The organism is Micromonospora orduensis, assembly GCF_006228125.1.
Lineage (GTDB): Bacteria > Actinomycetota > Actinomycetes > Mycobacteriales > Micromonosporaceae > Micromonospora > Micromonospora orduensis.
The window spans coordinates 22,456-46,399 of the sequence record NZ_VDFY01000181.1 but is presented as its reverse complement, the minus strand read 5'-3'; the positions used below and the strand labels follow the sequence as shown (position 1 = coordinate 46,399).

Sequence of the window (23,944 nt, the reverse complement as noted above, 5' to 3'; positions counted from 1 at the left end):
GCCGGGACCGTGTGTAACGACCGTCGGGCCGGTGGGATTCCCGGGCGCGCCCCTACCGTGCGGGTACCGGATCGAGCCGGTCGGTCGGCGGGGCCTGCGGTCGTTCGGGGGTCTGCAACGACCCGGCCCGGCCGGTCATTCCCGCCCCGGTCGAGCCGGGCGGGGTGGCCGTGGTCCTGCGATCGTCAGGGTATTTAACGACCCCCGGCCCGCCACGATTCCAGCCCACGGATGCACCCGGTCACACCCCAACAGCCGCCCAGAGGCGGACATCCCGCCCATTCGACGCGGTGGACGCAGTCGGCAGGGGGCGTCCGGGCGGTGATCGACTCGGGATCGCCGATATCGGGATGTCCGGGGCGGGTTGATATCCCGACCGTGATGACCGGGATCACGCGTCCCAGACGGGCGCGAACCCGACCACCACGCCTATGCTGGGTCATGTTTTTAGACTGACCAGTCAGTACAGTGATCGGGGTGGGCGTCGTGGTGGTCGAGGCGAGGGGTCTTGGCCTGCGTACCTCTCGGGGGTGGGTTTTTCGGGGTGTCGACCTTGCGGTCAACGCGGGTGAGCTGCACGCGATCGTCGGGGCGCCCGGTAGCGGACGGACCTCTCTGCTCCTCGCCCTGGCAAACCGCTTCCCCACGAGCGAAGGCCAGTTGGAGCTCCGTGCGGCCGCGGCGCTCGGTCAGGTGGCCGGGGTGCACGAGCCCGACCCGGAGTTGACGGTCGCCGAGCACATCTCGGAACGACTGTCGCTGCTCGGGCGGCGAGTTGACCGTGCCGGGCCGACGGCCCTTCGTCCCGGTGCGGCAGGCGAGCTCCCGGCTGCCGAGCTTGCCGACGCTGCCGGAGCCGGAGCCGGAGCCGGAGCCGGAGCCGAAGTCGAAGTCGAAGGCCAAGCCGGAGGCCGAGGCGGGCCCGACCGACGGTCGACGGGCCGTCGAGGGTTCTTCGGGTGCGGCGCGGTGGGCGGTCGACGGGTCGGCCGGCGCAGGTCGCCGAGGCAGGGCCGGCGGGACGCGGTCGCCGCCGTGATCGAAGGCGCCGGACTGGGCACGGACGTCCCGCTCGATCCGGCCAGCCGAGGACGGGACCTGACCCCGGTGCAGCGCCAAATCCTCGGGCTGGTGCTCGCCACCCTCGCGGGGCCGGGGTTGATCCTCGCCGACGACATCGACGCGGGTGCGGACGGTGCGGACCGCGCCCTGCTCTGGGACCTTATCGGTCGGCTGACCGACCGGGGCATCGCGGTGGTGGTGACCGCCCGTGAGGTGGAAGCGCATTCGCCGTCGATTGTGCACCGACTGGGCCCACCCGAAACCGCCGTTGTCGTCGGGGCGGCTGCCGACCAGGACACCGAGGTGAACCGATGAGTGTTGTCCGACTGGCCTGGTTCGAGTTGCGCCGGATGACCCGGGGCCGGCTGCCGCGCGCCGCGCTGGCCGTGCTGACCGTCGTGCCGCTGCTGTACGGGGCCCTCTACCTCTACGCCTTCTGGGATCCGTACGGGAAGATGGACCGGATTCCGGTCGCCCTGGTGAACGCCGACCGGCCGGCGACGGCCAGCGACGGGTCGGTGGTGCACGCCGGGCAGGATCTGGCCGACGAGCTGATCGACCGCCGGGTGTTCGGCTGGCAGGTCACCGATGCCGAGGACGCCGCCGCGGGGCTGCGTACCGGCCGCTACCACCTGGTGTTCTCCATCCCGGCGGACTTCTCCGCCACGCTCGCCGCGAGCCCGGAGCCCGACCAGCCGGCGCACCGGGGTGAGCTGAAGGTGGTCAACGACGACGCCACGAACTACCTGTCCGGGTTGCTCGCCCGGTCGGCGTTCAGCGAGATCCGGGCCGCCGCCGCGGAGAGCGCCGCGTCGGGCTACTTCGCCCGGATGCTTGTCGGCTTCACCGACGCCAAGGCCGAGACCGGTCGAGCCGCCGATGGTGCGGGTCAGCTCGCCGACGGGTTGGGCAGCTCCCGGGCCGGCGCGGGCCGGATCGCCGACGGGTTGGACCGGTCGGCATCCGGGGCCGGGCAGGTCGCCGACGGGTTGGGGCGGTCCGCCGACGGTGCGGGAAGTCTCTCCGACGGGCTGGACCAGAGCGCGCGGGGCGCCGACGAGTTGACCGCCGGGCTGGACCAGCTCCGGACCGGTGCGGCGCAGCTCGCCGACGGCACCGCCCGCGCGGCCACCGCGACCCGGGCGGTGGCCAGCACGGTGGACGGTGCGGCCGCGAGGATCGAGCCGGTGCTGCGGGACAACGCCGAGCGGATCGAGCGGTCGGCGACGGCCATCGCCGACGGCGCGCAGGCGCTCGCCGACGGCCTGGACGCTCTGCCGCAGCGGGCGCAGAAGGCCCTGACCCAGGCCGAGACGGTACGGGAGCGGCTCGACGCCCTGGTCGCCGCGCACCCGGAGCTGGCCGACGATCCGAACGTCGCTGCCGCCCGGACGGCCGCGACGGCCACCGTCGAGGCGGCCCGGGCGGTCGTCTCCGGTCTCGACCAGGCCGACCTGACGGCGCTGCGGAACCGCATGACCACCGTGGCGGCCACCGCCCGGCAGATCGCCGACGCCGCACCGCACCTGGCTGACGACGTCGCCGCCGCGCGCGGCAAGGTCGACGAGCTCGCCGCCGGCCTGGGCGCCCTCGCCGACGGCAGCGCCGAGCTACGCGACGGCGTGGGCGACGCGGCAACAGGTGTCGAGCGGCTGCGCGGCGGATTGTTCCGGCTGGCCACCGGGGCGCGGGAGTTGGACGGCGGGCTCAACCAGCTCACCAGCGGCAGCGACCAGCTCGCCGACGGTCTGGTCCGGCTGGAGAGCGGCGCCGGTGAGCTGGCCTCCGGGCTGACCCGCCTGGACGGCGGGGCCGGCGACCTCGCCGCCGGCCTGAACGCCGGAGAGAAGAAGATCCCGGGGTACGACGACCCGGACGCCCGCGCCGACGTACTCGGTGATCCGGTGTCGCTGGACCGTTCGGCCCGGCACCCGGCCGCCTCGTACGGGGTGGGCTTCGCCCCGTACTTCCTCGGGCTGGCTCTCTGGGTCGGCGCGATGATCACGTACATGCTGCTGCGGCCTGTCAACCGGCGGCATGTCATGTCCGGCGCACCCGCCTGGCGGGTGGCGCTTGCGGGCTGGCTGCCCGCCGCGGCGGTCGGGCTGGCCCAGGCCGGGGTGCTGTTCGCGGCGGTGACGGTGCTGCTCGGGCTGGACCCGGTCCGGCCCGCCGCGACGCTGGGCCTGCTCGCCCTCGTCTCGCTCGCGTTCACCGCGATCATGCAGTGGCTCGGCGCCCAGCTCGGCCCGGCCGGACGGCTCGCCGCGTTGGCGTTGCTGATGCTCCAGCTCACCTCGTCCGGAGGGACCTACCCGGTGCAGACCTCGCCCGGCTTCTTCCAGGCGATCCACCCGTGGCTGCCGATGAGCTACGTGGTGGACGGGCTGCGGCACACAGTCAACGGAGGCCCGACCGCCCCGGTGCTGCGGGCGGTGCTGGTGCTTGTCGGCTTCGGGGCGGCGGCGCTGGTCCTGACCACTCTCGCGGCCCGCCGCTCGCGCCGGCTCACCCCGTCGAAGCTGCACCCCGAGTTGGCCATGTGAGGATGTGCCGGTGACGGACGGACGGTCGAGGCGGCGGGAGGACACCCGCCAGCGTCTCTTCGTCGCGGCTGTCGAACTCATCGCCGAGCAGGGTTTCTCCGCGACCACCGTGGACGACATCGCGGCGCGGGCCGGGGTCGCGAAGGGGACGGTCTACTACAACTTCGAGTCCAAGACGGTGCTCTTCGAGGAGTTGCTGCGGCACGGCATCGGTCTGCTCACCGCCGAGTTCCGAGCGGCGGTCGCCGGGCTGCCGCCCCGCGCCGCGCTGGCGGCCCTCGTCCGCGCCGAGTTGGAGTACATCCGCCGGTACCGGGCGTTCGCCCAGTTGCTGCTGTCGGAGATGTGGCGGACGAACCGGGAGTGGCAGCAGACGTTGCGGCTGCTGCGCAGCGAGGCGATCGAGGTGATCGCCGAGACGGTGCGGGCCGGAGTGGACAGCGGCGACCTGCCGCCCGATCTGGACGTGCCGACCGCCTCCTCGGCGCTGTTCGGCGTGGGCCTGGTGGTGGCCGTGGACTGGCTGGTGTTCCAACCCGACCGGCCCATCTCCGACGTGCAGGAGGCGCTGCTCGGCATCGTGCGCCGGGTCGCCCAGACGTGAGCGGAAGACCTGCTCAGAGCGGGTAATTCGGTTGAGTGGACGGGGTCGTAGCCGGCAGGCTGGGTGCTCAGCCACCCACGTCCGGAGGGACTCTCCATGCGCCTGCTCCGAGATATGTGGGACACCTCGCCACGCCGGATGACTGTCGTCGCCATGCTCATCGTGCTCGGCGCCGCCGGCCAGGCGGGCGCTTCGGCGCTGGCCGGCGCGGTGCTGGTGCACCGCTCGGCCGGCTTCTTCGCCGTGCTGGCCGCGGCACTTGTCGCCGTGGTGCTCAGCGACCTCGCGGTGAGCCTGCTGATGGCCGGCCTGACCGCCGACTGGTCCGCCGACGTGCGCCGCCGGCTGTGCCGCGTCGCCCTCGGGCAGGACCTGCCCACCCTGGAGACCACTCCGGTGGGTGAGCTGCTCGACCGGATCGACGGTGACGTCTACCAGGTGGCGGCGGCGCTTCGTAACCAGGGCACCCGACTCGCCCAGGGGCTCTGTGTCGGGCTGTTGTCGATGGTCGTCGCGTTGGTCGTGTGGTGGCCGGCCGGGATCGCGATGCTGCTGCTCACGGTGGTGCTCGCGGTCGGACTGCGTCGGCCCACGGCACGGATCGGCCCGGCCCGGATGGCCGAGGAGGAGGCCTGGTCCGACCTGGCCGCGGTCATGGAGGAGGCGGTGCACGGCCAGGACGACGTACGGACCAGCCTGGCCCGGCCGTACGTGCTGCGCCTGTACGCCCGCCGCGCCGCCGCCGTGCTGTCCCGGGGCCAACGGGTCTGGGTGATGTCCGCCCGGGTGGCGACGGTCGCCACCGCGACGATCCGGGCCGGCATCGGTGCGGTGGTGCTCGGCGGGGCGTGGGCGCTGGCCACCGGCCGGATCGACGCCGCCCGGCTCACCGCCATCTGGCTGCTCGCCCTGGCCTTCGGGGCCACCGCGGAACACGTCAGCCGGATGGTGCCGGAGATCCAGGAGGCTCTCGGGGCGTGGGCCCGGGTGCGGTTGCTCCAGCAGGCCCGGCAGGAACCCGTCGGCGGAGCCAGCCCGACCTCGGGCGATCTGCGCATCCGTGACCTGACGTTCGAGTACGAGGTGAGCGGCCCGGAGAGTGGCCGGGGGGCCGCCCTGCGCGGGCTCAGCCTGACCTTCGCACGTGGCCGCTCGTACGCGCTGATCGGGCGGACCGGTTCGGGCAAGTCGACTCTGGCGAAGGTGCTCACCCGGGCGGTCGACGTGCCGCCGGGAACGGTCTTCCTCGGCGGCACCGACCTGTGTGATCTCGACGTCGAGCAGCTGCGCCGCTGGGTGGCGCTGGTGCCGCAGCGCACCGAGATCCTTGCCGGCACGCTCGCCGAGAACGTGGCGCTCTTCGACCCGGACCTGCTCGACGCCGCCGCGCGGGCGCTGAACGAGCTGGGCCTGGCCGGCTGGATCGCCGAGTTGCCGGAGGGCCTGGCGACGCGGCTGGGGGAGGGCGGCCACGTGCTCTCCGCCGGTCAGGAGCAGTTGGTGGCGTTCGCCCGGATCCTGGTCCGCGACCCGCACGTGGTGATCCTCGACGAGGCCACCGCCCGTTTGGACCCGGTCACCGAGGCGCGGGTGCAGCGGGCCACCGAACGACTGCTGCGCGACCGGATCGGCATCGTCATCGCGCACCGACTCTCCTCCGTGCGCCGCTGCGACGAGGTGGTGGTGCTGGCCGACGGCGCGGTGGTCGAGGCCGGCCCGCTGGAGACGTCGACGCGCTTCGCCGAACTGCTGGCCACCAGCCACGCCGCCGCGTACGCCGCGTCGGCGCCGACCGGCCGCGCCGGCGCCGGTACCGACCTGCTGGTCGGCCCCGACCCGGTCGACGACTGGCCGAACGAGCCGGCGACCACACCTGCCGAACCGGCCGCGCCGGTCGGGCCGACCCGCGCCGACCCGCCGCCACTGCCACCGGTGCCGCCGGCCCGGACGCTGCGGGAGATCTTCCGGCTCTGCCTCAACGATCCCCGGTACGGGGCGACCGCGATCGTGCTGTTCCTCGGGCTCAGCCTGCTCGGGCTGGACGGCCCGGTGCTGCCCTGGCTCTGGGCCGACCTGGTCGACGGCACCGGCAACCCGTACCTGCCGGCGGTGGGGATCGTGGCCGGACTGCTGGTCACCATGCCGCTGCCGTTCTACACCCACGTCTGGTTCCCGCAGTGGTGGGTACGGCAGATGCTGCGGATCGGCCTGCGCCTGGTGCACGGCCAGACCGGGCCGCGCCGGGTCAGCTCGCACACCCCGGCCGAGGTGGTGGCGCAGGGCGGCGACACCGAGCGGGTGGTCCAGCTCGCCGACAACGTGCTGGACCAGGCCGTCGCGCTGGTCCTTCTGGTCGCCATGACGGCGGTCACCGGCAGCGTCGTACCTGGGCTGTTCTTCCTCGGCACGATGGTCGTCTCCGGGCTGGCCGCGACGCTGTTCGGGCCGAAGCTGGAGCGGGCGGCCCGGGCGACGGTGACGGCGCGGGCCGCGTTCGCCACCGCGCTGGTCTCGGCGCTCTCCGCGGCGCGCACGGTGAAGCTCGCCGGCGCGACGGCGGCGGTGCTGCGGCATTTGGCGGACCTGGACGCGCTGCGCAGCGACCGGCAGCGGCGGGAGATCTCGGTGCAGGTGTGGTCGCGTTCCACGCCGTCGGTGGCCAGCGGGCTGTTGCCGATCGGCGCGTGGGCGCTCTACCTGAGCGGCGGGCTCTCCGCCGGGGCGGTGCTGGTGGCGGTCTCCACCCTGGGCGCGGCCCGCTGGTTCGCCTGGACGACAGCGTCGTTGATCTCCCAGCTGCCCTCCGCGCGGGTCTGGACCCGCCGGACGGTGGCGATGACGGGGGTGGGCGCGTACTCCGCGGCGGTGCCGGCGGTCGACCTGGCCGCCGGGACGGCTCCCGCGCCGACGTCACCACCCCGCCATCCGCTGCGCCGCCTGGAGCTGCGCGGCTTCGGCGTGGTGCACTCCGACGGCACGGTCGCCGTGCGGGACGTGGACCTGACCGTCCAACGGGGACAGCTGGTGCTTGTCGTCGGGCCGGTGGGGTCGGGCAAGTCGTCCCTGCTGCGGGCGCTGGCCGGCATCGTGCACCACACCGGCGAGCTGTCCTGGAACGGCGACCCGGTCACCGAGCCGGAGCTGTTCCTGCGCCCCAACCAGGTCGGCTACGTCGGCCAGTTGCCCCGGGTGCTGTCCGGCACGGTGGCCGACAACATCGCCCTCGGGCACCAGGTGGACGCGGCCGGGGCGGTCAGCACCGCGCAGCTCGACCACGACCTGGCCGCCGCCGGTGGCGGGCTGGGCCTGCTCATCGGGCACAAGGGCACCCGGCTCTCCGGCGGGCAGTTGCAGCGGTTGGCCCTGGCTCGGGCGCTGGCGCCGCGGACCGAGCTGCTGGTCGCCGACGACGTCTCGTCGGCGCTGGACGTCACCACCGAGCTGGCGCTGTGGCAGGCGCTGCGGGCGCACGGGGTGACAGTCGTCGGGTCGACCGCGAAGCGGGCCGCGCTGGTCCGCGCCGACCACGTGGTGGTGCTGCTCGGCGGAGCCGTGGCGGCTCAGGGTGCCTGGCGGGACCTGGAGGGCGACTGGTCGCACCTGGCCGGCTGACGGCCGGGCGGCTGCCGGGGTACGGCAGCCGCCCGACCGGCGGGCATCAGGCGGCGCGGGCGTACTGCGCCGGCCCGGTGTACGCGACGCCGAGCTTCGCGGCGGCCCGGCGCGGCCAGTACGGGTCGCGCAGCAGCTCCCGGCCGAGCAGCACCAGGTCGGCGTCGCCGCTGGCGATGATCTGCTCGGCGTGCTCCGGCTCCACGATCAGGCCCACCGCGCCGCTCGGCACGCCGGCCTCGCGGCGGATCTGGGCGGCCAGCGGCACCTGGTAGCCGGGACCGAGCGGAATGCGCTGGTCCGTGCTCACGCCGCCGGAGGACGCGTCGATCAGGTCCACGCCGACGGCGGCCAGCTCGCCGGCGAGCACCACGCTGTCCTCGATCGTCCAGCCGCCCTCGACCCAGTCGGTGGCGGAGATCCGGGTGAGCACCGGGACGTTCTCGCCGACGGCGGCGCGTACCGCGCGGGCGACCTCAAGGGTGAGCCGCATCCGGCCGGCCCGGTCGCCGCCGTAGCCGTCGGTGCGGTGGTTGGTCAGCGGGGAGAGGAACTCGTTGAGCAGGTAGCCGTGCGCGGCGTGGATCTCCACGGCGGCGAACCCGGCGGCCAGTGCCCGCTCGGCGGCGGCCGCGAACGCGTCGACCACGCCGGCGACACCCGCCGCGTCGAGCGCGGTCGGCGTCCGGTAGTCGGCGGTGAACGGCTCCGACCCGGGGGCGACCGGGGTCCAGCCGCCCTCGTCGTCCGGAACGCCGCCGCGCTCCGGCGCCCACGGCCGGTACGTCGAGGCCTTGAAGCCGGCGTGCGCCAGCTGCACGGCCGGCACCGCGCCGTGTGCGGCGACGAACGCGGTCACCGGTCGCCACGCGTCCACGTGCGCGCCGGACCACAGCCCGGTGTCCTGCGGGGTGATCCGCCCCTCGGGCAGGACGGCGGTTGCCTCGGTCAGCACCAGACCGGCTCCGCCCACGGCGCGGGTGCCGAGGTGGATCAGGTGCCAGTCGGTGGGCAGCCCGTCGGGGCCGGCCGAGTACTGGCACATCGGTGCCATGGCGATCCGGTTGGGCAGGGTGACCGCGCGCAGGGCCAGCGGTGTGAACAGGGAACTCATGTCGTCATCCTCTCGAAAACGTCGACGGACCCCTCGGGGAGGGGTCCGTCGACGTCGGTGTGCCGGGATCAGGCGGGGACGGGGCTCAGCTCGTCCTGCCGGTCGGGTCGGGCGAGCGGGGCCGGCTCCGGCTCGGTCAGGTCGCGCTTGCCGGCGGATTCGTACGCGGCCCGGTCGAGGGTGCCCTCGCGGGCGGCGACCACGGTCGGCACCAGAGCCTGCCCGGCCACGTTGGTGGCGGTGCGGATCATGTCGAGGATCGGGTCGATGGCGAGCAGCAGGCCGGCGCCGGCCAGCGGCAGACCCAGCGTGCTCAGGGTGAGGGTGAGCATCACGATCGCGCCGGTCAGGCCGGCGGTGGCCGCCGAGCCGACCACCGAGACGAACGCGATAAGCAGGTAGTCGGTGACGCCGAGCTGGACGCCGAACACCTGGGCCACGAAGATCGCGGCGAGCGCCGGGTAGATCGCGGCGCAGCCGTCCATCTTCGTGGTGGCGCCGAACGGCACCGCGAACGAGGCGTACTCGCGGGGGACGCCGAGGCGCTCGACGGAGCGCTGGGTCACCGGCATCGTGCCGACCGAGGAGCGGGACACGAACGCCAGCTCGATGGCCGGCCAGGCGCCGGCGAAGAAGCGCAGCGGGTTGAGCCGGCCGGCGAGGATCAGCACCAGCGGGTAGACCACGAACAGCACGATGGCGCAGCCGACGTAGACGGCTGTGGTGAACTTCGCGAGCGGGGCCAGCAGGTCCCAGCCGTACGAGGCGACGGCGTTGCCGATCAGGCCGAGGGTGCCGATCGGGGCGAGTCGGATGACCCACCAGAGCGCCTTCTGGACGATCTCCAGCAGCGAGCGGTTCAGGGCCACGAACGGCTCGGCGGGCTCGCCGACGAGCAGGGCCGCGGCACCGACGACCAGGGCGAGGAAGACGATCTGCAGGACGTTGCCCTCGACGAACGCGCCGACCGGGTTGGTGGGCACGATGCCGGTGAGGAAGTCGGTCCACGAGCCGGTGTTCTTCGGCGGCGCGGCGCCACCCACGTCGAGTGTCACACCCTTGCCGGGGTTGGTGAGCAGGCCGAGGCCGATGCCGATGCTCACCGCGATGAGCGCGGTGATGCCGAACCACATGAGGGTCTTCAGCGCGAGCCGGGCGGCGTTGGCGACGCCGCGCAGGCTGACCACGCTGACCACGATCGCGGTGAAGACCAGCGGCGGCACGGCCAGCTTGAGCAGTTGGATGAAGAGGCCGCCGACGGTGTGCAGGGTGCTGGTCAGCCAGCTCAGGTCGTTGCTGCGGGCGAGGAAGCCCAGCGCGACGCCGAGCACGAGGCCGAGCAGGATCTGCACGGAGAAGGGGATTTTACGCAGGCCGAATGGCATGGGACGTTTCCAATTGTCTGGTCCGAGCGGGGATGGGCGAGTGACGCGCGCTACGCCGGACAGATGCCGCTGGCCTGTAGTCGGAGATCGACATACAGGCGGACAGTGAGGCCCCAGACATTGGTCATCGTTCAGCGACGGTACGCCGCTTGCCGCTCAGCGCAAGGAGCGAACGACGTGACGATCCTTACAGAGCGCCAGCGCGGTGGCGGTCGTCACGCCCCACAGCGCCGCGAGCGCGAGGACCAGCCGCTCCAGCACACCCACCACTGCGCCCCGGCCCACGACGAGCATGGCCAGCCCCACCGCGGCGCAGAGCGGCAGGGCCAGCCCGGCGGCCCCGGCGGCCAGGCGGCGTACCGCCCGATTGGCCGCACCCGAGGCGGCAAGCGCGGCCATCGCCAGGACGACCGCCGCGGTCGCCGCGACACTCGCGCCGCCGTGCACCAGGTCGGCCACCGTGGTCTTCTCGAACGGCGGCAGCGGGCAGCCCGCCGAGCAGGTCACCGCCCCGGACACGGCCGTGCACACGGCGCCGACGGCGAGCAGCGCCGACGCCGCCCGTACCCCCGGGGGCAGCGCCGCCGCGATCAGCAGCAACGCGCCGGCCAGGGCCAGCACCCCGATCCGGTACGTCGCGGCGTAGCCGCTGCCGGCGATACCTGCCTCACTGACGTACCCGGTGAGGCCCGGACCGGGACCGGCGAGCACGGCGACGGTCACCGCGACCGCGCCGGCCAGCGTGCAGCCGGCGGCGACCGACGCGGCGACCCTGCGGGCGACGTCCGCGCCGACGCCCGGCGCGCTCGTGGTGCCGGCCCGCCCCCGCTCAGCCACGCCCGTGCGGCGTCGTCCAGCCGGACTCGTCGGGCCCCAGCGGCACGATCCCGGTCGGGTTGATCTCCCGGTGGGTGCCGTAGTAGTGCCGCTTGATGTGGTCGAAGTCGACCGTCTCGCCGAAGCCCGGAGTCTGGAACAGGTCCCGGGCGTACGCCCAGAGCACCGGCATCTCGGTCAGCTTGTTGCGGTTGCACTTGAAGTGCCCGTGGTACGCGGCGTCGAAGCGGACCAGTGTGGTGAACAGCCGCACGTCGGCCTCGGTGATCGCGTCGCCCATCAGGTAGCGCTGCCCGGCCAGCCGGTCGGAGAGCATGTCGAGCCGGGCGAAGACCGCCCGGAACGCCTCGTCGTACGCCTCCTGGGAGGTGGCGAACCCGCACCGGTAGACGCCGTTGTTGACGTCGGCGTGGATGTCGGCCATCAGCGCGTCCATCTCCGGGCGTAGCTCGACCGGGTACAGGTCCGGCGCGTCGGGCGCGTGCAGCCGCCGCCACTCGGTGGAGAAGTCGAGGGTGAGCTGCGGGTAGTCGTTGGTGACCACCCGACCGGTCAGGGTGTCGACAAGCGCCGGCACGGTCACCCGGCCGGTGTAGTCCTCGTCGGTGGCCAGGTACGCCTCGGAGAGGAAGCTCACGCCGAGGACCGGGTCGAAGCCGTCCGGGTCGAGGGCGAACGCCCAACCCCGCTCGTCGCGGATCGGGTCGACGGTGCCCAGCGAGATCGCGTCGTCCAGCCCGAGCAGGCCGCGCACGATCCTCGCCCGGTGCGCCCACGGGCAGGCGCGGCACCAGATCAGCCGGTAACGGCCGGCCTCCAGCGGCCAGCGGTCCTGCTCGTCCGGGCCGCCGCCGGGCGGCGAGGTCGAGTGCGGGGTGACCCGACCGGTGAACCGGTTGGGCTGGCGGACGAACGCGCCACCACTGCTGCTCTCTGCGCTGAACTGGGCCCGGGCCATGCCGTCAACCTATCCGCTGCGGGCGCGGATATCCTGGCGGCCGGCAGCCCTCCGTGACCGGTGGGCGTGCCCCACCCCCGCCGTCCGCACCCCCGAAGGACACTCGCGATGACCGTGGCATACCTGGTGGCCGGTGTCCGCACCCCGATCGGCCGGTACGCCGGCGCGCTTGCCGGAGTCCGCCCCGACGACCTGGCCGCGCACGTGATCCGTGAGCTGGTCGCCCGCCACCCGTCGGTGGACTGGGCGCGGGTGGACGACGTGGTGCTCGGCTGCGCCAACCAGGCCGGCGAGGACAACCGGAACGTGGCCCGGATGGCGGCGCTGCTCGCCGGCCTGCCCGAGGAGGTGCCGGGCAGCACGGTCAACCGGCTCTGCGGCTCCGGCCTGGACGCCCTGGCCACCGCCGCGCGGTCGATCGTCGCCGGGGACGCCGAGCTGGTGGTCGCGGGCGGCGTGGAGAGTATGAGCCGGGCGCCGTTCGTCATGCCGAAGGCGACGTCGGCGTACTCCCGCTCGGCCGAGGTGTACGACACCACGCTGGGCTGGCGGCTGGTCAACCCGCTCATGCGCGACGGGTGGGGGATCGACTCGATGCCGGAGACGGCGGAGAACGTGGCCGCCGAGTACGGCGTGAGCCGGGCCGAGCAGGACGCGTTCGCGTACCGCTCGCAGCAGCGGGCGGCCAGGGCGCAGGCCGACGGCCGGTTCGCCGAGGAGATCGTGCCGGTGTCCGTGCCGGCCGGCCGCCGGGAGACCCGCCTCGTCGAGGTGGACGAGCACCCCAGGGAGACGTCGCTGGAGAAGCTGGCCGCGCTGCCCACCCCGTTCCGCGACGGCGGCACGGTGACCGCCGGCAACTCGTCGGGTGTCAACGACGGCGCTGTCGCGCTGCTGGTGGCCAGCGAGGCGGCGGTGGCCCGGTACGGCCTCACCCCGCTGGCCCGCATCGGCGGAGCGGCCGCGGCCGGCGTACCGCCCCGGATCATGGGGATCGGGCCGGTGCCGGCCACCCGCAAGCTCCTCGACCGGGTCGGCGTCGAGGTGGGCGCGGTGGACGTGGTGGAGCTGAACGAGGCGTTCGCCGCGCAGTCCGTGGCGGTGCTGCGCGAGCTGGGGTTGCCCGTCGACGCCGAGCACGTCAACCCGAACGGCGGCGCCATCGCGTTGGGGCACCCGCTCGGTGCCAGCGGCGCCCGGCTGGCACTGACCGCCGCCCTGGAGTTGCGCCGGCGCGGAGGCCGTCGCGCCCTGGCCACCATGTGCATCGGCGTCGGGCAGGGCATCTCGCTGCTGCTGGAGTCCGCCGACTGAGCGTGGAAACAGCGTGAACGGATCTCCCGAACGCTGGAGTCGGCGGCCTAGAGTGGTCCACACCACACGACCCATGGGGCCGCCGGTGGTCGCGCACGCCCGCCGACGCCGGTGCCGCCCCGCGCCGCGGCGATGAACTGGGGAGCACGCTGATGCCGGACGGACTGCCGACCGAGATCGATCTGACCAGGCCGAGTGCGGCCCGGGTGTACGACTATTTCCTGGGTGGGGCGCACAATTTCGAGATCGACAGGCAGTTGGCCGAGCAGATCGCCAGCATGACCCCGAACCTCGCCGCCACCATGCGGTCCGGTCGGGAGTTCCTGCGCCGAGCCGTCCGCGCGCTGCTCGACGCGGGCATCGACCAGTTCCTCGACATCGGCTCCGGAATTCCCACCGTGGGCAACGTGCACGAGGTGGCCCAGGCGGCGAACCCCAAGGCCCGGGTGGTGTACGTCGACATCGACCCGGTGGCCGTCGCGCACAGCCGGGAACTGCTCGCCGGCAACGACCTGACCGGCGTGGTCCACGCCGACCTGCGCGAGCCGGAGCGGATCCTCACCGAGACCCACCAGCTCAACCTGATCGACTTCAGCCGGCCGATGGGCATCCTGCTGGCCGGGGTTGTGCACTTCGTCCCGGACGCCGCCCGTCCCGAGGAGATCCTCTCCACCCTGCGGGCCGCCGCCGCGCCGGGCAGCTTCCTGGTCATCTCACACTCCACCTTCGAGGACCAGCCACAGGAGATGCTGGACGCCCAGCGCCTCTCCGCGCGTACCGACACGGAGATCACCCTGCGCTCCCGCGCCCAGATCACCGGCTTCTTCGGCGACTGGACCGTCCTCGAACCGGGCGTCGTGCACATGCCGCTCTGGCGTCCCGACTCGCCGTCCGACGTGGACGAGCACCCGGAGCGGTTCGGCGCGTTCGGGGGCGTCGCCCGGTACGACCAGTCCGCCGGCTGATCCCGTGGCCGCCGTCCCGGAGCCCATCGGGGCCGACGTCGGCCGGGGCGGTGCCCAGGGCTACGCCGCCGACTGGGCCCGTGCGGTACGCCGGCTCGGTTTCGTGCCGCTCAGCGCGGCCGAGACCGAGCGGCTGCTGCTGGTGCACACCGTCCGGTTGGCGCAGGCGGTGCGCGCGGAGCCGTTCACCGCCCGCCCCGCGGAGGAGGTCGGCCGGGCCCTGGTGGAGGCGCACCTCACCGAGCCTCGGGCACTGGAATGGGCGTTGCGTGCCCTCGGTGCGGACTTCCCCCACCGGGTGCTTGCCGCCGCCGGCCGGCCGGCGGACCTGAGCGAGCGGATCGCGGCCGTGCAGGGCGGGCTGGCCGCCGGGTACGCTCGCGCGCTGCGCGACCGCACCTTCGCCCAGCAGGAACGGATCGCCCGGTCGGCCTGGCAGGCGCGCGACGAGGTCGAGCAGGCGCTGCGCGACAGCGAGGCACGGTTCCGGGCGGTGTTCACCGGTGCGGCGATCGGGATCGGCATCGCCGGGGTGGACGGTCAGATCATCGACGTCAACCAGGCGTTCGCCGACATGCTCGGCTACTCGATCGAGGAGCTGTGCCAGGCCAACGTGGCGGAGTTGTTCCACGCCGACGACGCCGCCGGCATGTGGGACCTGTACCAGGAGATGGTCGAGGGCAAGCAGGACTCGGCCCGGCTGGAGAAGCGCTACTACCGCAAGGACGGCAGCGTCGTCTGGACGGACCTGGCCGTGTCGCTGATCCGGCACGACGACGGCCGGCCCCGGTTCACCGTCGCGATGATCGAGGACATCACCGAGCGGTACGAACTCCAGCAGCGGCTGCGCTTCCAGGCCCTGCACGACCCGCTGACCGGGCTGCCCAACCGGACGCTCTTCTTCGAGACGCTGGGCCGGGTCTTCGACTCCGCCGCGCCGGAACGCCGCGTCGGGGTGTGCTTCCTCGACCTGGACGGCTTCAAGGCGATCAACGACAGTCTCGGCCACGACCTCGGCGACCGGCTGCTGGTGGTGATCGGCCGTCGGCTGGCCGAGTGCGTGGCCGAGCACGGTCACCTGGTGGCCCGGATGGGCGGCGACGAGTTCGTGATCCTGGTCGACGGCGGCCAGGACGCCGTGGCGGTGGCGCAGACGGCGCTGGCCGCCGTCGCGGCCCCGGTGCACGTCGGCGATCAGCAGCTGGCGGTGTCGGCAAGTGTCGGCGTCGTGGAGTGCCCGGCCGAGGAGACCACCGCCTCGGAGCTGATGAAGGCCGCCGATGCGACGCTCTACTGGGCGAAGGCGGCGGGCCGGGGCCGGTACGCGGTCTACGACCCGGAGCGCAGCGCCCGGGACCTGGCCCGCGCGGCGCTGGTCGCCGGGCTGCCGGCGGCGCTGGAGCGGGGCGAATTCGTGCTGCACTACCAGCCGATCGTGTCGCTGCTGGAGGGCCGGATGCTCGCCGTGGAGGCGTTGGTCCGCTGGCAGCACCCCGAGCTGGGCCTCATCGGACCGGACCGGTTCATCGGCCTCGCCGAGGAGACCGGCCTGATCGTCGGACTCGGCGAATGGGTGCTGCGCACCGCGTGCCGGGACGCCGAGCGGTGGTGGCGGGAGTTCCCCGACGCGCGGCTGGTGGTCAGCGTCAACCTCGCCGCCCGGCAGGCCGACGACCCCGCGATCGTGGACACCGTCGCCGACGTGCTGGCCACCACCGGGCTGCCGGCGGAACTGCTGCAACTGGAGCTGACCGAGAGCGCCGTGATGGGCAGCGCCGGTGAGCCGCTGCGCAGCCTGCACCGGCTCGCCGCGTTGGGCATCCGGCTGGCCGTGGACGACTTCGGCACCGGCTACTCCAACCTGGCGTACCTGCGCCGGCTGCCGATCCACTGCCTGAAGTTGGCCGGCCCGTTCGTCGAGGGCATCCGCGCCGACGGTACGGACGTCGCGGCGGACCATCGCGACGAGCGGATCGTCGACGCGTTGGTCCGGCTGGCGCACGCCCTGGAGCTGTGGGTCACCGCCGAGGCGGTGGAGACCGGGGTGCAGGCCGAACGGCTGCGCGCGCTGCGCTGCGACACCGGGCAGGGGCGGTACTTCGGCGCTCCCGCCCCGGCCGAGGTGATCACCGCCCGGCTGCGCGGTGGGGCGGCCGGGTGAGCGCGGGGTCGGTACGGCCCCGATGGTGGCGACGGAGGGTGGCGGCGTGAGCCTGAACGACTCGCAGACGGTGGTGACGGTGGTGGCAGCCCTTGCCATCGTCGCCGGGCTGGCGGGCGTGGTGGTGCCCGGCCTGCCGGCGCTGCCGCTGTGCTGGGGCGGGGTGCTCGTCTGGGCGATCTTCGGCGGCGCCGGCCCGGGTGGCTGGGCGGTGTTCGCCGCCGCGACGCTTGTCGCCGCCGGCGGCACTGTGGTCAAGTACGCCTGGCCCGGCCGGAACCTGAAGCGCACCGGCGTGCCCACGTCCACGCTGCTCGCCGGCGCGGTGCTCGGCATCATCGGGTTCTTCGTGGTGCCGGTGGTCGGGTTGGTGCTCGGCTTCGTCGCCGGGGTGTGGGGAGCGGAACGGCTCCGGCTGGGCAGCAATCGCCTGGCCTGGCCGTCCACCGTGCAGGCGCTCAAGGCCGCCGGCCTGTCCATGCTCGTGGAGTTCACCGCCGGCCTGCTCGTCGCCGCGCTCTGGCTGGCCGGCCTGCTCCTGACCTGACCGGCCCCCCTTCTTGTCGGTGATCAAGAGCTTCGCGTCAGGCGGGACCCGGATTCTGACGCGAATCTCTTGATCAACACGGTGGAGGGGCGCGGGGCACTGGTCGGGTACGGCGGAACGCCGTACGTGAGAGAGAGGTGTGCCCCGCGCCGCCGAGGTCCGGGCGGTCCGAGTGCCCGGAGGTCGGCCCGATCGGGCCTGGTCACGGGGTCAAGGATGGCGTCTGGCCGGGGTCAGGGCAACGCAATTAGCCGAAGGCGGTGAGATTCCCACCCGGGTACGTATTGACCGCCTTGATCGACCGGGATCACACTTTGCGCACTCGTACGCGGAATCACCTCAGGGAGGTGTGCAGTGGCCACGACGCCCGTGCCGACCGCCGAGCAGCCGATGGACGACGATGCCCGACGGCTCGCCGAACTCGGCTACAAACAGGAGCTGCGCCGCAAATGGAGTGGCTTCTCCAACTTCGCCATCTCGTTCTCGATCATTTCGATCCTGGCCGGCTGTTTCACGACCTTCGGGCAGGCGTGGAACAACGGCGGGCCGGTCGCCATCTCCTGGGGCTGGCCGCTGATCTCGCTGTTCATCCTGATCATCGGCTTCTGCATGGCCGAGCTGGTGTCCGCGTACCCGACCGCGGGCGGGATCTACTGGTGGGCGGCGACCATGGGTCGTCCGGTGCACGGCTGGTTCACGGGCTGGCTGAACCTGATCGGCCTGGTAGCGGTCACCGCGTCGGTCGACTACGGCTGCGCGACGTTCCTCAACCTCACCCTGTCGGCGCTCTTCGACGGCTGGGTGGGGACGCTGCGACAGGCGTTCGTCCTCTTCGTGATCATCCTGGTGCTGCACGGTCTGATCAACATCTTCGGGCACCGCATCATCGACGTACTCCAGAACGTCTCGGTCTGGTGGCACGTGGCCGGCGCGGCAGTCGTGGTGGCCATCCTGGTCTTCGTCCCGGACAACCACCAGAGCTTCCAGTTCGTGTTCACCGAGCGGTTCAACAACTCCGGCTTCGGCGACGGGGACGTCGGCGGGCTCACCTTCTGGTTCTACGTGCTGCCGCTGGGCTTCCTGCTCACCCAGTACACGATCACGGGCTTCGACGCCTGCGCGCACGTCTCGGAGGAGACCCGGGGTGCGTCGCAGGCAGCCGCCCGAGGCCTCTGGCAGTCGATCTTCTACTCGGCGGTCGGCGGCTGGATCCTGCTGCTGGCGTTCCTCTTCGCGGCCACCGACGTCGAGGCGGTCAACGCCGCCGGCGGCTTCTCCGGTGCCATCTTCGAGTCCGCGCTGACCCCGGTCTTCTTCAAGGTCGTCATCATCATCTCCACCATCGGGCAGTTCTTCTGCGGGATGAGCTGCGTGACCTCGATGAGCCGGATGGCGTACGCGTTCAGCCGCGACCGGGCGGTGCCGGGCTGGCGGCTCTGGTCGAAGGTCGACCGCAACGGCACCCCGGTCAACGCGATCATCGGGGCCACCCTGGCCGGCCTGGTGCTGACCCTTCCGGCGCTCTACGAGAGCTCCGCCGGCATCCCCATCGCCTTCTACGCGGTGGTGTCCGTCGCGGTGCTCGGGCTCTACCTGTCGTTCCTCATCCCGATCGCGCTGCGGCTGCGGATGGGCGACCGGTTCAGCCCCGGCCCGTGGACGCTCGGGCGGAAGTACAAGCTGCTCGGCTGGATCGCGGTCGTCGAGATCGCGGTCATCGCCGTCTACTTCGTGCTGCCGATCGTGCCCGCCGGTGTGCCCGGCAACGACGACTTCACCTGGTCGGCGGTGAACTACGCGCCGCTCGCCGTCGGCGGGGTGCTGCTGGTGGTCGCCGTCTGGTGGTACGCCTCGGCCCGCAAGTGGTTCACCGGTCCGGTCCGTACCGTCGAGGAGACCACGCCGGTGGCGGACCCGGCACCGGTCGACGGCCCGGCCTGACCCGCGCCCGGCGGGGCGGGCACCCACTGCCGCCCCGCCGGGTTTGCCGCCCTCGGCGCCGGGGGCATTGACGGTGATCCGGTTTGCCAGTAGACCTTGGTGATGGAGGCGCACCCATGAGGAAAGCACCGCTTACGCTGGAACAACTGCGGGTCGCCGTCGCCGAGGGTGAGATCGACACCGTGGTGCTGGCCCTCGTCGACATGCAGGGCCGCCTCCAGGGCAAACGGTTCCACGCGCCGTTCTTCCTCGACCAGGTGGTCGCCAACGGCAGCGAGGGCTGCAACTACCTGCTCGCCGTGGACGTCGACATGAACACCGTCGACGGGTACGCGATGTCGAGCTGGGAACGCGGCTACGGCGACTTCGCGATGGTGCCGGACTTCGCCACCCTGCGCCGGGTGCCCTGGCAACCCGGATCCGCGCTGCTGCTGGCCGACCTGACCTGGCTGGACGGCTCCGGTGACGTGGTCGCCTCACCCCGGCAGATCCTGCGCCGGCAACTGGACCGGCTGGCCGAGCACGGGCTCACCGCGTACGCCGGCACCGAGCTGGAGTTCGTGCTGTTCCGTGACTCGTACGAGGACGCCTGGCGGCGCGGCTACCGCGACCTCACCCCGGCGAACCAGTACAACGTGGACTACTCCCTGCTCGGCACCGCCCGGGTCGAGCCGCTGCTGCGCCGGATCCGCACCGAGATGGCCGGCGCCGGGCTCACCCCGGAGAGCGCCAAGGGCGAGTGCAACCTCGGCCAGCACGAGATCGCCTTCCGGTACGACGAGGCGGTGGCCTGCGCGGACCACCACGTGATCTACAAGAACGGCGCCAAGGAGATCGCCGCCCAGGAGGGTATGTCGATCACCTTCATGGCCAAGCCGAACGAGCGGGAGGGCAACTCCTGCCACATCCACTTCTCACTGCGGGACCCGTCCGGCTCGTCGGCGATGCTCGGTGACGGGCCGGCACACCTGTCGCAGACCGGGCAGCGGGTGCTCGCCGGGCTGCTCGCCACCATGCGCGAGTTCAGCCTGCTCTTCGCGCCGAACATCAACTCCTACAAGCGCTACCAGCCGGGGTCGTTCGCCCCGACGGCGCTGCGCTGGGGTGTGGACAACCGCACCTGCGCGCTGCGGGTGGTCGGGCACGGGCAGGGCATGCGGGTGGAGAACCGGGTGCCCGGCGCCGACGTCAACCCGTACCTGGCGATCGCCGGTCTGGTCGCCGGCGCGCTGCACGGCATCGACCGGGAGCTGGAGCTGGGCGAGGAGTGCACCGGCAACGCGTACGACGACCCGCGGGCCGAGCGGGTCCCCGGCACCCTGCGCGACGCCCTGACCCTCTGGGAGGGCTCGGCGGTGGCCCGGGAAGCCTTTGGCGACGAGGTGGTCGCCCACTACGCCAACCAGGCCAGAGTCGAGCTGGCGGCCTTCGACGCGGCGGTGACGGACTGGGAGCTGACCCGTGGCTTCGAGCGCCTCTGACGGCCCGCGCCGGGTTGGCCGCGTCGATCATGGACTTCTGGTGGTCGAGATGCGGTGGATGCGGCTTTCGCGAGGCGCCACAACTCCATGATCGACGCCGGGGCGGGGGGCGGGGCCGGGGAGGGCGTCAGCCGACGGCGGCCAGGTCGGTCAGGCGGGCCAGCGAGTCTTCCAGGTCGGCGCCCACCCGGCGCAGGCCGAGGCGCAGCAGGGCCGCCTTGACCGGGCCGGCCGGCCAGCGGACGACGATGAGCCGCACGATGGTCCCGCCCTCCTCCTCGTCCGGAGTGAGCTGGACGTAGATCTCGGTGCGCGCCTCCGCGCGGGCACCGGCGCCCTTGGCCCGTTCCCGCCAGCCGATCAGGGTCGGCTCCTGATAGGCGATCACCTCGGCCTCATGCGCCGAACCGCGCCCCGCCTGGACCAACTGCCGCCGCCCGAAGCCCTCTCCGGAGAGCACTTCGGCCGCGCGGACCCCCGCCAGCCAGGCCGGCAACTGCTCGGCCCGCTGGACGACGTCCCAGACCACTTCCATCGGCGCCGCCACGTGCGCACTGCGTTCCACGAGGATCATTTCCGTCTTTCCTCCAGTGAGGACATCCCACGATATCGGCACTCTATGCGCTAAATCGGACTTACCTGGACGGGTTCGGAAAAAGACACGCCGATCAACCATTGCGGAAAGCGGCAGCCCGGCCTATGGCGCATTCATCGACGGCGTCCTAGAGTCCCGAGCACGTTTCACATTGACCGGGAGGGCGCATGCCGACCGCACCGATGCCCGAGTTCCCCGGCGGCTTCCGCTGGGGCGTCTCCACGTCCGCCCACCAGATCGAGGGCGCCGCCACGGCCGACGGACGCGGACCGTCCATCTGGGACACGTTCGCGCACTCCCCCGGCCGGATCGGCGACGGCAGCAGCGGCGCGGTCGCCTGCGACCACTACCACCGGTACGCCGAGGACGTCGCGCTGATGGCGGGGCTGGGCGTCTCCGCGTACCGGTTCTCGATCGCCTGGCCCCGGGTGCAGCCCACCGGCGCCGGCCCGGTCAACGCCGCGGGCCTGGACTTCTACGACCGGCTCGTCGACGAGCTGCTGGCCGCCGGCGTCGACCCGGTGGCGACGCTCTACCACTGGGACCTGCCCCAGTCCCTGGAGGACGCCGGTGGCTGGCTGAACCGCGACACCGCCGCCCGCTTCGCCGAGTACGCCGACCTGGCCGCCACCCGGCTCGGTGACCGGGTCCGGCTCTGGATCACCCTGAACGAACCGTTCATCCACATGAGCCTCGGCTACGGCATGGGCACGCACGCCCCCGGCCGAATGCTGCTCTTCGACGCCTTCGGCGTCGCCCACCACCAACTGCTCGGGCACGGGCTCGCGGTCGCCGCGCTGCGCGCCCGCACCACCAGCCCGGTGGCGATCGCCAACAACTACTCCCCGGTGCGGGTGCTCGGCGACAGCGACGCCGACCGCGCCGCCGGGGCCGCGTACGGAACGCTGCACAACCGGCTCTTCACCGACCCGCTGCTCGGGCGGGGCTACCCGGACCTGCCCGGCTTCGACCCGGGCCTCGTCCACCCCGGCGACCTCGACACCATCGCCGCGCCGATCGACGTGCTGGGGGTCAACTACTACAACCCCACAGGCGTACGGGCCGCCGAGGAGGGCTCGCCGCTCCCCTTCGACCTGGTGCCGCTGGACGGCTACCCGCGTACCGCCTTCGACTGGCCGGTGGCCCCCGACGGGCTGCGCGAACTGCTCGGCTGGCTCCACGACACGTACGGCGGCGCCCTGCCACCCATCGAGATCACCGAGAGCGGCTGCGCGTACGACGACGTGCCGGGCGCGGACGGCCAGGTGGCCGACCCGGAGCGGATCGCATACCTCGACGGGCACCTGCGCGCCGTCCGGGCCGCCATCGACGACGGGGTGGACGTGCGCGGGTACTTCGTCTGGTCGCTGCTGGACAACTGGGAGTGGGCCGAGGGGTTCACCAAGCGCTTCGGTCTGGTGCACGTCGACTACGCCACCCAGAGGCGTACGCCCAAGTCGTCGTACACCTGGCTGCGGGACGTGATCGCGGCCAGCCGGCCGGGGTCGGCGCGGTGACCACCCTCGACCCGACGCCGGCGTCGCTGCCGGTGGCCCTCGCCGAGCCGACGGACCCGGTGCGGCGCGGCTGGATCGGCCTGATCTTCGCGGCCAACCTGGGCGTCTGGATGGCGTTCTTCACGCCCATCCAGGTGCTGCTGCCGCAGCAGATCGAGCAGATCGCGCCGGGCGACAAGGAGAACATGCTGGCCGTGGTCACCGGCCTGGGCGCGCTGGCCGCGGTGCTCGCCAACCCCCTCGCGGGCGCGCTGTCCGACCGGACCTGCCTGCGGATCGGCGGCCGAGAGTTCGGCCGGCGGCACGTCTGGACGGCGGGCGGGGCGCTGATCGGCGCGGCCGCGCTGGTGCTGCTGGCCCAGCAGCGAACCATCCTCGGGGTCGCCCTGGGCTGGGTCGCCGCCCAGGTGTGCTTCAACGCGATGCTCGCCAGCCTCACCGCCGCCATCCCGGACCGGGTGCCGGTGACGCAGCGTGGCGGGGTCTCCGGCTGGGTGGGCATCCCGCAGGCGCTCGGGCTGGTGCTCGGCGCGGTGCTGGTCACCGCAGTGGTCACCGGCAACGCGGCCGGCTACCTGGCCATCGCGGTGGCCATCCTGCTGCTGTCGCTGCCGTTCGCGCTGTTCACAGCCGACGAGCCGCTGCCGCGTACGCACCGGCCGGCGCTGCGGGCCCGGGCGCTGCTGGCCTCGATGTGGATCAGCCCCCGCCGGCACCCGGACTTCGCCTGGGCGTGGATCACCCGGTTCCTGGTCCAGTTGGGCAACGCCCTGGGCACCCTCTACCTGCTGTACTTCCTCACCGACGGGGTGCGCCACCCCGACCCCGAGGGTGGTCTGCTGGTGCTGATCCTGCTCTACACGCTCGGCATGATGCTGACCGCCGTGGTCGCCGGCCGGCTGTCCGACCGCTCCGGGCGACGCAAGATCTACGTGATCACCTCCGGACTGGTCATGGCGGTGGCGGCGCTGCTGCTCGCGGTCGCGCCGGTCTGGCCGATGGCCATCGTCGCCGCGCTGCTGCTCGGCGCCGGCTACGGCGTCTACCTCTCGGTCGACGCCGCGCTGATCACCCAGGTGCTTCCCCGGGCGACCGACCGGGCCAAGGACCTCGGCGTGATCAACATCGCCAACTCGGCACCGCAGGTGCTCGGCCCCGCGCTCTCCGCGCCGCTCGTCGTGCACCTGGGCGGCTATCCGACGCTCTACGCGGTCACCGCCGCGATCACCCTCATCGGCAGCGTCCTGGTCGTCAAGATCCGTTCGGTTCCCTGAGTCGAGGCCCCTGGCGGAATGCGCTCGACCG

At 72.9% G+C, this 23,944-nt stretch carries 17 protein-coding genes; 12 read left to right on the top strand and 5 right to left on the bottom strand.

Features of this window, described 5'->3' with window-relative positions; genetic code table 11:
- Positions 1-468: 468 nt before the first annotated feature.
- The 4 genes from FHG89_RS34470 to FHG89_RS20100 all read left to right on the top strand — a co-directional run bounded on the left by FHG89_RS34470 (position 469) and on the right by FHG89_RS20100 (position 7,824).
- Entirely contained in the window at positions 469-1,377 is a 909-nt protein-coding gene (locus FHG89_RS34470; protein ID WP_139585954.1) for an ATP-binding cassette domain-containing protein, read from the top strand.
- On the top strand, positions 1,374-3,608 hold the full coding sequence (locus FHG89_RS20110) for a YhgE/Pip domain-containing protein (RefSeq protein ID WP_139585952.1): 2,235 nt from the start codon (positions 1,374-1,376) through the stop codon (positions 3,606-3,608). Before FHG89_RS34470 ends, FHG89_RS20110 begins: the two co-directional genes overlap by 4 nt.
- A gap of 10 nt (positions 3,609-3,618) precedes the next feature.
- Positions 3,619-4,212, top strand: coding sequence for a TetR/AcrR family transcriptional regulator (locus FHG89_RS20105; protein ID WP_139585950.1), 594 nt, complete (start codon positions 3,619-3,621; stop codon positions 4,210-4,212).
- A 96-nt stretch (positions 4,213-4,308) separates the two neighbouring features.
- Positions 4,309-7,824 carry an ATP-binding cassette domain-containing protein gene (locus FHG89_RS20100; RefSeq protein ID WP_139585949.1) on the top strand — a complete coding sequence of 1,172 codons (3,516 nt, stop codon included), beginning with the start codon at positions 4,309-4,311 and terminating at the stop codon, positions 7,822-7,824.
- Between the two features lie 46 nt (positions 7,825-7,870).
- On the opposite strand, the gene FHG89_RS20095 is transcribed toward FHG89_RS20100, so the two are convergent.
- From FHG89_RS20095 to FHG89_RS20080, 4 genes are all read right to left on the bottom strand, one after another.
- The gene (locus FHG89_RS20095; RefSeq protein WP_139585947.1) at positions 7,871-8,938 is read right to left on the bottom strand and encodes an NADH:flavin oxidoreductase/NADH oxidase; all 1,068 of its coding nucleotides are present in this window, start codon (positions 8,936-8,938) and stop codon (positions 7,871-7,873) included.
- 68 nt (positions 8,939-9,006) lie between these two features.
- Entirely contained in the window at positions 9,007-10,311 is a 1,305-nt protein-coding gene (locus FHG89_RS20090) for a dicarboxylate/amino acid:cation symporter (protein WP_208761030.1), read from the bottom strand.
- Positions 10,312-10,479: 168 nt separating this feature from the next.
- Positions 10,480-11,160 (bottom strand): DUF998 domain-containing protein, encoded by a 681-nt coding sequence (locus FHG89_RS20085; protein WP_139585944.1) that lies wholly within the window; start codon positions 11,158-11,160, stop codon positions 10,480-10,482.
- A complete protein-coding gene (locus FHG89_RS20080; protein WP_139585942.1) occupies positions 11,153-12,118 on the bottom strand; it encodes a glutathione S-transferase family protein in 966 nt (321 codons plus the stop codon). Before FHG89_RS20080 ends, FHG89_RS20085 begins: the two co-directional genes overlap by 8 nt.
- Before the next feature lie 108 nt (positions 12,119-12,226).
- Between FHG89_RS20080 and pcaF the strand changes: the two genes are divergently transcribed.
- The 6 genes from pcaF to FHG89_RS20050 all read left to right on the top strand — a co-directional run bounded on the left by pcaF (position 12,227) and on the right by FHG89_RS20050 (position 20,527).
- The gene (pcaF, locus tag FHG89_RS20075) at positions 12,227-13,432 is read left to right on the top strand and encodes a 3-oxoadipyl-CoA thiolase (RefSeq protein WP_139585940.1); all 1,206 of its coding nucleotides are present in this window, start codon (positions 12,227-12,229) and stop codon (positions 13,430-13,432) included.
- Between the two features lie 152 nt (positions 13,433-13,584).
- Positions 13,585-14,397, top strand: a complete 813-nt coding sequence (locus tag FHG89_RS20070) for an SAM-dependent methyltransferase (protein WP_139585939.1) — start codon at positions 13,585-13,587, stop codon at positions 14,395-14,397.
- Positions 14,398-14,401: 4 nt separating this feature from the next.
- Positions 14,402-16,558 (top strand): putative bifunctional diguanylate cyclase/phosphodiesterase, encoded by a 2,157-nt coding sequence (locus FHG89_RS20065; protein WP_139585937.1) that lies wholly within the window; start codon positions 14,402-14,404, stop codon positions 16,556-16,558.
- A gap of 46 nt (positions 16,559-16,604) precedes the next feature.
- The gene (locus FHG89_RS20060) at positions 16,605-17,105 is read left to right on the top strand and encodes a DUF456 domain-containing protein (RefSeq protein WP_139585935.1); all 501 of its coding nucleotides are present in this window, start codon (positions 16,605-16,607) and stop codon (positions 17,103-17,105) included.
- 354 nt (positions 17,106-17,459) lie between these two features.
- Positions 17,460-19,046, top strand: coding sequence for an amino acid permease (locus FHG89_RS20055; protein ID WP_139585934.1), 1,587 nt, complete (start codon positions 17,460-17,462; stop codon positions 19,044-19,046).
- 116 nt (positions 19,047-19,162) lie between these two features.
- Positions 19,163-20,527, top strand: coding sequence for a glutamine synthetase family protein (locus FHG89_RS20050; protein ID WP_139585933.1), 1,365 nt, complete (start codon positions 19,163-19,165; stop codon positions 20,525-20,527).
- A 127-nt stretch (positions 20,528-20,654) separates the two neighbouring features.
- Here FHG89_RS20050 and FHG89_RS20045 read toward each other — a convergent pair whose 3' ends face one another.
- Positions 20,655-21,101, bottom strand: coding sequence for an SRPBCC family protein (locus FHG89_RS20045; protein ID WP_139585931.1), 447 nt, complete (start codon positions 21,099-21,101; stop codon positions 20,655-20,657).
- Positions 21,102-21,289: 188 nt separating this feature from the next.
- On the opposite strand from FHG89_RS20045, the gene FHG89_RS20040 reads away from it, so the two are divergent.
- Entirely contained in the window at positions 21,290-22,639 is a 1,350-nt protein-coding gene (locus FHG89_RS20040) for a GH1 family beta-glucosidase (protein WP_139585929.1), read from the top strand.
- Positions 22,636-23,913: an MFS transporter gene (locus tag FHG89_RS20035; RefSeq protein ID WP_139585928.1), complete on the top strand. Its 1,278-nt coding sequence runs from the start codon at positions 22,636-22,638 to the stop codon at positions 23,911-23,913. Before FHG89_RS20040 ends, FHG89_RS20035 begins: the two co-directional genes overlap by 4 nt.
- Positions 23,914-23,944 lie beyond the last annotated feature (31 nt).